This is a genomic window from Microbacterium sp. HA-8, assembly GCF_046111165.1.
Lineage (GTDB): Bacteria > Actinomycetota > Actinomycetes > Actinomycetales > Microbacteriaceae > Microbacterium.
In genome coordinates this window covers 3716815-3725004 of sequence record NZ_CP162025.1, presented here as the reverse complement: position 1 = coordinate 3725004, position 8190 = coordinate 3716815, and the positions used below count along the sequence as shown (strand labels likewise).

The 8190-nt window shown below is 66.0% G+C and carries 10 protein-coding genes; 8 read left to right on the top strand and 2 right to left on the bottom strand.

The genetic code is table 11. The features are described 5' to 3' along the window. Positions 1–345 precede the first annotated feature (345 nt). The 8 genes from rpmH (at position 346) to AB2L57_RS17720 (ending at position 6715) form a co-directional block, all read left to right on the top strand. Positions 346–483 carry a 50S ribosomal protein L34 gene (gene rpmH / locus AB2L57_RS17755; protein ID WP_045257399.1) on the top strand — a complete coding sequence of 46 codons (138 nt, stop codon included), beginning with the start codon at positions 346–348 and terminating at the stop codon, positions 481–483. After that, complete coding sequence (rnpA, locus tag AB2L57_RS17750; RefSeq protein WP_409047748.1) at positions 422–829, top strand: ribonuclease P protein component; 408 nt, start codon at positions 422–424, stop codon at positions 827–829. Before rpmH ends, rnpA begins: the two co-directional genes overlap by 62 nt. Continuing rightward, the gene (gene yidD, locus AB2L57_RS17745; protein ID WP_409047747.1) at positions 826–1185 is read left to right on the top strand and encodes a membrane protein insertion efficiency factor YidD; all 360 of its coding nucleotides are present in this window, start codon (positions 826–828) and stop codon (positions 1183–1185) included. The genes rnpA and yidD overlap by 4 nt, the downstream gene beginning before the upstream one ends. Positions 1186–1188: 3 nt before the next feature. Then, on the top strand, positions 1189–2304 hold the full coding sequence (gene yidC / locus AB2L57_RS17740; protein WP_292814364.1) for a membrane protein insertase YidC: 1116 nt from the start codon (positions 1189–1191) through the stop codon (positions 2302–2304). A 20-nt stretch (positions 2305–2324) separates the two neighbouring features. Continuing rightward, positions 2325–2846: a protein jag gene (locus tag AB2L57_RS17735; RefSeq protein WP_409047746.1), complete on the top strand. Its 522-nt coding sequence runs from the start codon at positions 2325–2327 to the stop codon at positions 2844–2846. Between the two features lie 19 nt (positions 2847–2865). Further along, positions 2866–3498: a 16S rRNA (guanine(527)-N(7))-methyltransferase RsmG gene (rsmG, locus tag AB2L57_RS17730; protein WP_292814369.1), complete on the top strand. Its 633-nt coding sequence runs from the start codon at positions 2866–2868 to the stop codon at positions 3496–3498. 1163 nt (positions 3499–4661) lie between these two features. Then, a complete protein-coding gene (locus AB2L57_RS17725; protein ID WP_409048652.1) occupies positions 4662–5636 on the top strand; it encodes a ParA family protein in 975 nt (324 codons plus the stop codon). Further along, the gene (locus AB2L57_RS17720) at positions 5636–6715 is read left to right on the top strand and encodes a ParB/RepB/Spo0J family partition protein (protein ID WP_409047745.1); all 1080 of its coding nucleotides are present in this window, start codon (positions 5636–5638) and stop codon (positions 6713–6715) included. The genes AB2L57_RS17725 and AB2L57_RS17720 overlap by 1 nt, the downstream gene beginning before the upstream one ends. Positions 6716–6794: 79 nt before the next feature. Here the strand turns inward: AB2L57_RS17720 and trxA are convergent, their stop codons facing one another. Together trxA and trxB are read right to left on the bottom strand one after the other, a co-directional pair. Continuing rightward, on the bottom strand, positions 6795–7118 hold the full coding sequence (trxA, locus tag AB2L57_RS17715; RefSeq protein ID WP_292812570.1) for a thioredoxin: 324 nt from the start codon (positions 7116–7118) through the stop codon (positions 6795–6797). Positions 7119–7179: 61 nt separating this feature from the next. Beyond that, entirely contained in the window at positions 7180–8139 is a 960-nt protein-coding gene (gene trxB / locus AB2L57_RS17710; protein WP_409047744.1) for a thioredoxin-disulfide reductase, read from the bottom strand. Positions 8140–8190 lie beyond the last annotated feature (51 nt).

The window sequence follows — 8190 nt, the reverse complement described above, 5'->3', positions numbered from 1 at the left end:
GGCCCCCCCCGGGTGTGGATCGCCTTGTGGGCGAAATGTGGATTGTTGTGGACGGCTCCCCGGGCGGCCGCGCGAATGCCGTCGCCGAACCTGTGGATAACTGCCGCGGATCACGCTAGCCACGCGCGCTCGCGGAGCAAAATCCACTGTAGGACGCGCCGGCGTGTCATTGCCAGGATCGGAACTCGGACCTCGGGATAATGTCGCGTTCCGCCTCCCGGTTTGTGGGCTCGGGGATGAGGGCGTACCCTTAGGAAGTTGACTTATGCCCTCGCGGCATCCATCTCCCGCCCTGAACGTCTCCGGTCGCCCACGTCCCGGTGACTCGTCTCCCGGAGTGACACTATGAGCAAGCGCACCTTCCAGCCCAACAACCGCCGCCGCGCCAAGAAGCACGGCTTCCGCGCCCGCATGCGCACGCGTGCCGGCCGCGCGATCCTTTCCGCTCGCCGCGGCAAGGGTCGCGTCGAGCTCTCGGCGTAACACCAGAACCGCGGTGCTGGCCCGGGCTCATCGCCTCACCCGCGGCGACGACTACAGACACGTCGTCCGCAGGGGCACTCGTTGTGCCGGAGCCCATACGGTCACCCACGTCGCCGTCCGATCGGGCGAAGACGTGCGTTTCGGTTTCATCGTCGCGAAGAGCGTCGGCAATGCCGTCGTGCGCAACACGGTGCGTCGCCGTCTCAAGGCCGCGTGCGCGCGGCTCGTCGATGACGTTCCCCCGGGTCGTGACATCGTCATCCGTGCCCTGCCGGGAGCGGCGGGCGCGGACTTCTCGACGCTGAACGCCGAGGTCACCCGCTGTGTGAGGAGGAGCCGAGTATGAGCGCTCCGCTGCCCACAGCCATGACGGGGCACGGGTATCTGGATGCCGGACACGCCTGGCGTGCAGCCTGCCTGGTGCCCCGCAACACCGCGATCGCCGCACTCATCGTCTACCGAGCGACGGTGTCGCCCCTCTACGGCGATGTCTGCAAGTACTACCCGACCTGCTCGGCTTATGCGGTGGGAGCGGTGCAGCAGTACGGAGTGCTCCGCGGCAGCCTGATGGCGGCATCCCGCCTCGCGCGGTGCCATCCGTGGGCGCAGGGCGGCATCGATGACGTGCCCGTGCGCGAGAACGTCGGAAACGACCTGACCCCCCGGGGCTTCGTCGTGCCCTCTTCCCTGAGAAAGGACTGATCCGTGCCGGATCTGATCGGAATCATCCTCTGGCCGCTGAAGTGGGCGGTCGAGCTCGTGCTCGTCGCCTGGCACTGGCTGTTCACCGCGATGGGGCTGCCTGCGGCCGAGGGCATCACCTGGGTTCTCTCGATCGTGGGTCTCGTGATCGTCGTGCGCGCGGCGTTGATCCCGCTCTTCGTGCGGCAGATCAAGAGCCAGCGAAAGATGATGGAAATTGCTCCTGAGCTGCGAAAAGTTCAGGAGAAGTACAAGGGGAAGCGCGACCAGCTCTCGCGGGAGGCGATGAGTCGCGAGACGATGGCCCTGTACAAGAAGCACGGCACGACGCCCGTGTCGAGCTGCCTGCCTCTGCTCGTGCAGATGCCGATCTTCTTCGCGCTGTTCTCGGTGCTCAACGACGTGCAGCGCATCGGCGACGACCCGACGTTCAGCGGTGTGGGTCTGCTCGACAACGAGCTCACGCAGGAGTTCTACGACGCCCGGCTGTTCGGAGTCGCGTCACTGCACGAGACACTGATCAACGCGTTCGAGACCGGCAACACCGTCGCGATCATCATCCTGATCGTCCTCGTCGCCCTCATGATCGTGTCGCAGTTCTTCACCCAGCTGCAGATCATCTCGAAGAATCTGTCGCCCGAGGCCAAGACCGGCCAGGCGTACCAGATGCAGAAGATCATGCTCTACATCCTGCCGCTGGCCTTCATCTTCTCGGGTGTGTTCTTCCCGCTGGGTGTTGTCATCTACTGGTTCACCTCCAACATCTGGACGATGGTGCAGCAGTTCGTGGTCATCCGCGAGATGCCCACACCCGGGTCCGATGCGGCGAAGGCCCGAGAGGAACGACTCGCGCGCAAGGGCAAGGCGATCGATTCCTCGGGCAAGGTCGTGCCGATGGAAAAGTACCGTGCCGAGCAAGAGCGCCTGCTCGCCGAGGCCGAGAAGGCGAAGGCGGCGGCGCCCAAGCGCCAGCAGCCCATGAGCAAGCAGCGGGCGAAGAAGCAGTCACAGCACACGCGCCCGACGTCGGCGAGCGGAGCGTCGGCGGATCCGGATGCCGGATCCACTCCCCCGGCTGACAGTCCGCCGTCCGCCGGACCCGCCAAGCCCCGCGCCTGACCCCCGAGAGGATCCACGCCATGACGACCACATCAGACGTGTTCGATGAGACCGTCCCCCCGGGTGAGGAGACGTCCGTCGCCCTCCTCGAGGAAGAAGGCGACGTCGCCGCCGACTACATCGAGGAACTGCTCGACATCGCCGACCTCGACGGTGACATCGAGTTGGACGTGCGCGCCGGACGCGCGTATGTCTCTGTCGAGGCATCCGAGGGTCGAGCCGACGCGCTGAAGCCTCTGGCGGATCCCGAGACCGTTCGTGCGCTTCAGGAGCTCACCCGGCTCGCCGTGCAGAACAAGACGGGTCGTTTCTCGCGGCTGATCCTCGATGTGGGAGGCTCACGCGACACCCGTCAGAGTGAACTCGAGGCTCTTGTCGCCCGCGCGATCGAGAAGATCGACGAGGGAGCGAGCCAGGCATCTCTGCCGCCGATGTCGAGCTACGAACGCAAGCTCGTCCACGACATCGTCGCCGAGCGGGGATTCGTGTCGGAGTCGTATGGCGAGGGCGCGGAACGTCACACCGTGATTCGTCGCGGCTGACGTTTCACGTGGAACATCTGTGACCGACTACGAGCCGGAGCCGGCCGAAGCCGCGGTCCTCTTCGCTGACCGCGTCGACGCTGCCCGGAACTTCACGCGCGCGCTCGCCGATGAGGGTGAACAGCGAGGACTCATCGGACCCCTCGAGCTCCCGCGTCTGTGGACCCGCCACATCCTGAACAGCGCCGTCATCGCCCCGTTGTTCGGCGCCGGGAACACGGTCGGTGATGTCGGCTCGGGTGCCGGACTGCCCGGCATTGTGCTGGCCATCGCGCGCCCTGACGTCGACTGGGTTCTGATCGAGCCCATGGAGAGGCGCGTGATGTGGCTGAATGAGCAGGTCGACCGTCTCGCGCTCTCCAACGTCACCGTCGTGCGTGCTCGGGCCGAGGACCATCACCCCGAGCCGCTTTTCGATCAAGTCACCGCTCGCGCCGTATCGGCGCTGCGCACACTGATCCCACTCACGGCCCCCCTCCTTCGTCCGGGTGGTGAGATGGTGCTGCTGAAAGGCGCTACCGCCCCGGCGGAGATCGAGACCGCGGCGAAGCAGATTAGACGTTTCGGATTGCGCGATGTCCGTGTGGAGGTTGTGGGCGAAGGTGTCATCACCGAACCCACTCGTGTGGTGCGGGCGTTCGTCGGGCGCTGATCACTTCTCGTTCGCGAACCCGGTTCGTGCGCGCAGAGCCGGGGCGCCGGTGGGCGTTTCACGTGAAACACCACGCGCGTCGTCCCGTGCATGCTCGGCTGGCGCAACGCGAGACGGAGTGCGTGAATGCCGGACATGGACCTCTGCCGGTCGATCTCCCTCTACTGGGCAGAGCTTGCCGGGTTGTGCGGCGAGAAGTCTCCCGAGCTGTGGCGGGCCGAGGTTGTCCAGGCAGTGGCGGGCGGACTCGGCGGGGTGAGCCCAGATCGAGCAGACGTCATGGGCGTGGGCCGCGCAATAGAGGCGCGCGATGTGCGGGTCCCGGCTGCCGGCGGGGTGAGGCATCGGCGCAGGGCCGCTCTTCCGAGGAGAGGGAGTCTGCCGAGCGGAGGTTGTGAGCGCCGAAGACAGACCTTTGCTCGGCAATCCCCCTCTGCTGAGCAGGGGGTGCGTGGATCGGTCCGGTAGATAGTGGCGGAGGCGTGTCCTCGTGAGCCGAGACGGATCTCACGTGGAGAGGGATCACACCGGAGTCCGAGTACGAGATTGGAGCCGGCCCGGCGCGGCGAAGCCGGATGAACGGCGCGCTGAGCGCCGACACGAGGGAGCTGGTGAACGGTGTTCCCGACGTCGTGTGTGTGAGCGCCGACGACGATCCCCCAGTCGGGGGAACATACGGAAAATATCCGCGGTACGCGGAACTTTTGACGCGAAGTGTCAGGCGTGCGCGATCCAGACGAATCTTGGTCAGCGATGCAACCGTTTCACGTGAAACTCGACAGGCATGTGGGTCCAGGTGACGCTTTCGTGGGCAGTGTGGTGAGTTTCACGTGAAACGACCGACGCTCGGCTGGTCGTGCATGACGCTGTCGTTTCACGTGAAACAGGACAACGCGGACCAGCGCCTTGGTCCAGGCGCACGTTGTCGGGGGTAGCGGAAACGTGCCCGTCATCTCCTCGCTGTGATACAGGGGAGATGGTCCCACGCGCGGGCCTGACCTATGGGCACCGGGCGGTCCCTCTACGTGCCGTTTCACGTGAAACTCGAGACGGGCAACGTCTCGAGCCAAACGGGATGACGAACGCGGATGTCTGCCGCGCACGCCGCCGTCAGCAATGCACGGGGTGCACGCCCGAGGACGATTAGAGTGGAGTGTCCCCGAATGAGTTGTGGAGCGTTTCACGTGGAACAATCCGAGCACGCGAATGCCCCCGCATCCGCCTCTCTCGTCGATGACACCCCTCTTGCCCGCGAACTGGCCGATCTGAGTGCCCGCAAGCGTGCCCTTGCTGCTGTCACCGTCGAACTCCCCACGAAAACCCGCGTCATGACGGTCTCGAACCAGAAGGGTGGGGTTGGGAAGACCACAACTGCGGTGAACATCGCGGCCGCCCTGGCCGCCATCGGCGCACGAGTGCTCGTCATTGACCTGGATCCTCAGGGCAATGCGTCGACGGCGCTCGGCGTGCCGCACACGGCCGACATCCCGAGTGTGTACGACGTGCTCATCGACGAATTTCCGCTGAGTGACATCGTGCAGGTGAGCCCGGAATCCCCGAATCTGCTGTGTGCGCCGAGCACGATCCACCTTGCGGGCGCCGAGATCGAGCTTGTGTCGCAGGTCGCCCGTGAGCATCGGCTGCGCACAGCACTCGACGATTACCTCGCGGCCAGCGAAGAGCCGGTTCACTTCGTGCTCATCGACTGCCCACCCTCACTCGGGTTGCTGACCATCAACGCGTTCACCGCGGCCGATGAGGTGTTCATTCCGATCCAGTGCGAGTACTACGCCCTCGAGGGACTCAGTCAGCTTCTCGGAAGCGTGCGCATGATCCAGAAGCACCTCAACCCGCCGCTGCACGTGTCGACGATTCTCTTGACCATGTACGACGGACGCACTCGACTCGCGCAACAGGTCGCAGACGAGGTGCGCGAGCACTTCGCAGACCAGGTTCTCCGGACTGTCATTCCGCGCTCGGTCCGCGTGTCTGAGGCGCCGAGCTTCGGGCAGACGGTCGTCGCCTACGACGGAGGGTCTGCGGGAGCCGTCGCCTACCGCGAAGCCGCGGTCGAAATCACCCGGCGCGGAGCGGCCGATTCGCCGCGAGACGCCGTGAACCACGAAGGAGCACGCTGATGGCCGCGAAGAGGACCGGGTTGGGCAGGGGTATCGGAGCTCTGATCCCGACGAGCGATGCCGAGTCGCGGCCCGTGGATGTGTTCTTCCCCGGAAGCAAGCGCACTGCGGTCATTGCGTCGTCGGATGAAGGCGCTCCGACGTCGACGCCCGAGGAGACCGGGTCGGTGCTCGATGGTCCGGCCTCCGCGCCCGCCACCCGGGACTCGCACGACACCCTCGACTCCGATTCGGACACACCCGGGGGTGAGATCCTCGTCGAGGTGCCCGGCGCACGACTCGTCCACGTCGACCCGCACGACATCGTTCCCAATCCCCGGCAGCCTCGCTCCAATTTCGACCCCGACGATCTCGCCGAACTCGTCCACAGCGTGCGCGAGTTCGGCGTGCTGCAGCCCGTCGTCGTGCGCCCGCGCAGCGAGGAGACCGGCACCTACGAACTGATCATGGGAGAGCGGCGCACGCGCGCCGCGCGCGAGGCTGGCCTCGACAGCATCCCCGCTGTCGTCCGCGACACGCAGGACGAGCATCTGCTGCGAGATGCCCTGCTCGAGAACCTGCATCGTTCCCAACTCAACCCGCTCGAAGAGGCGTCGGCCTACGAGCAGCTTCTTGCGGACTTCGGAATCACGCAAGAAGAGCTGGCCAGTCGCATCGGCCGCTCACGTCCTCAGATCAGCAACACCATCCGCCTGTTGCGGCTGCCCGTGCCGGTCCAGCAGCGGGTGGCGGCCGGTGTGCTCTCGGCGGGGCACGCGCGGGCGATCCTGTCGCTCGACGACGGCGACGCCATGCAGCGACTGGCCGACAAGATCGTCAACGAAGATCTTTCGGTGCGTGCGGCGGAGGCCGTCGCGAAGGGGCGGGATGCGGGGGGCCGGCGCCTGCCGAAGCCGCAGGCCGGCGCGCGCCGAGGCCATCTCGACGACGTCGCCGAGCGGCTGGGCGACCGCTTCAACACACGCGTGAAGATTTCCCTGACATCACGAAAAGGCCAGGTAATCATAGATTTCGCGAGCGTTCAGGATCTGAACCGCATCCTGTCCGAGATCGGGGAGTCCGCCTACAGCGAGGGATGACCCGCGCACCGAAGCGACGAACGATGAAGGCCCGATCCCCACGCCGGAGTCGGGCCTTCATCGATGAATATGTGAGATCTCAGCCGATGAACGCGGCCAGATCCTGCTCGAGCGCGAACTTCGGCTTGGCGCCGATGATCGTCTGCTTGACCTCGCCGCCCTGGAAGACCTTCATGGCCGGGATCGAGGTGATCTGGTACTTCATGGCCAGGTCGGGATTCTCGTCGACGTTGAGCTTCAGGATCGTGATCTTGTCGGGGTGCTCGGACTGGATCTCGTCGAGGATGGGCGAGACCATGCGGCAGGGGCCGCACCACTCAGCCCAGAAGTCGACGAGGACGGGCCCCTCGGCCTGAAGCACATCCTGCTCCCACGAGTTCGAGGTGGTGGCCTTGGCGGTCATGGTGTCTCCTTGTCTAGGGGTTTCCCTGGCGTCAACGCCCGCAGGCGTCGGGTTGTTCCGCTCAGGCAGCTGCCTGGCCTCCGCCGGCGTCGGTCAGCTGCGCGAGGGCGGCCAGGTAGTGCTCGGCGTCGAGGGCCGCGACCGTGCCGCTTGCGGCGGCGGTGGCAGCCTGGCGGTACGTGGGGTCGATGACATCGCCCGCGGCGAAGACGCCCGGAGCCGACGTGCGCGAGGAGCGTCCGTCGACGCGGATGGTGCCCTCGGGGGTGAGTTCGAGCTTGTCGTGCACGAGGTGGGTGCGCGGGTCGTTGCCGATCGCGACGAACAGCCCGTCGATCGCGAGGTCGCGGGTCGATCCGTCGACGGTGGAGCGGAGGGTGACTCCCGTTACCGCGGCCTCGCCGAGGACGTCGGCGACCTCGCTGTTCCAGACGAACTCGATCTTGTCGTTTGCGAATGCCCGCTCCTGCATGATCTTGGAGGCGCGCAGGGTGTCTTTGCGGTGGATGATGTAGACCTTCGAGGCGAACTTGGTCAGGAACGTCGCCTCCTCCATCGCCGAGTCTCCGCCGCCGACGACCGCGATGACGCGGTCACGGAAGAAGAAGCCGTCGCAGGTCGCGCACCACGACACACCGTGGCCGGACAGGCGATCCTCGCCCTCGAGACCGAGCTTGCGGTAGGCGGAGCCCGTGGCGAAGATGATCGACGATGCCTCGTGAGTGGCGCCGCTGCCCAGCACGACGCGCTTGACCGGGCCCTCGACGTCGAGTTCGACGACGTCGTCGTAGAGCACTTCGGCGCCGAAACGCTCGGCCTGCTTCTGCATCTTCTCCATGAGCTCGGGGCCTTGAATGCCCTCGGGGAACCCGGGGAAGTTCTCGACCTCGGTGGTGTTCATCAGCTCGCCGCCGGCCTCGACCGAGCTCGCCACGACGAGCGGCTCGAGATTGGCGCGGGCCGCGTAGATCGCCGCGGTGTAACCGGCGGGCCCGGAGCCGATGATGATGACCTGACGCACGTGTGCTCTCCCTTGCAGTCGTCCTGGAGCGGTGGCATCCAGAGCGTGGAA

Bases quoted from the DNA above. Each gene is read 5' to 3' on its own strand.
- rpmH (WP_045257399.1), top strand. From the start codon at position 346: ATGAGCAAGCGCACCTTCCAGCCCAACAACCGCCGCCGCGCCAAGAAG.
- yidD (WP_409047747.1), top strand. From the start codon at position 826: ATGAGCGCTCCGCTGCCCACAGCCATGACGGGGCACGGGTATCTGGAT.
- AB2L57_RS17735 (WP_409047746.1), top strand. From the start codon at position 2,325: ATGACGACCACATCAGACGTGTTCGATGAGACCGTCCCCCCGGGTGAG.
- AB2L57_RS17725 (WP_409048652.1), top strand. From the start codon at position 4,662: ATGAGTTGTGGAGCGTTTCACGTGGAACAATCCGAGCACGCGAATGCC.
- AB2L57_RS17720 (WP_409047745.1), top strand. From the start codon at position 5,636: ATGGCCGCGAAGAGGACCGGGTTGGGCAGGGGTATCGGAGCTCTGATC.
- trxA (WP_292812570.1), bottom strand. From the start codon at position 7,118: ATGACCGCCAAGGCCACCACCTCGAACTCGTGGGAGCAGGATGTGCTT.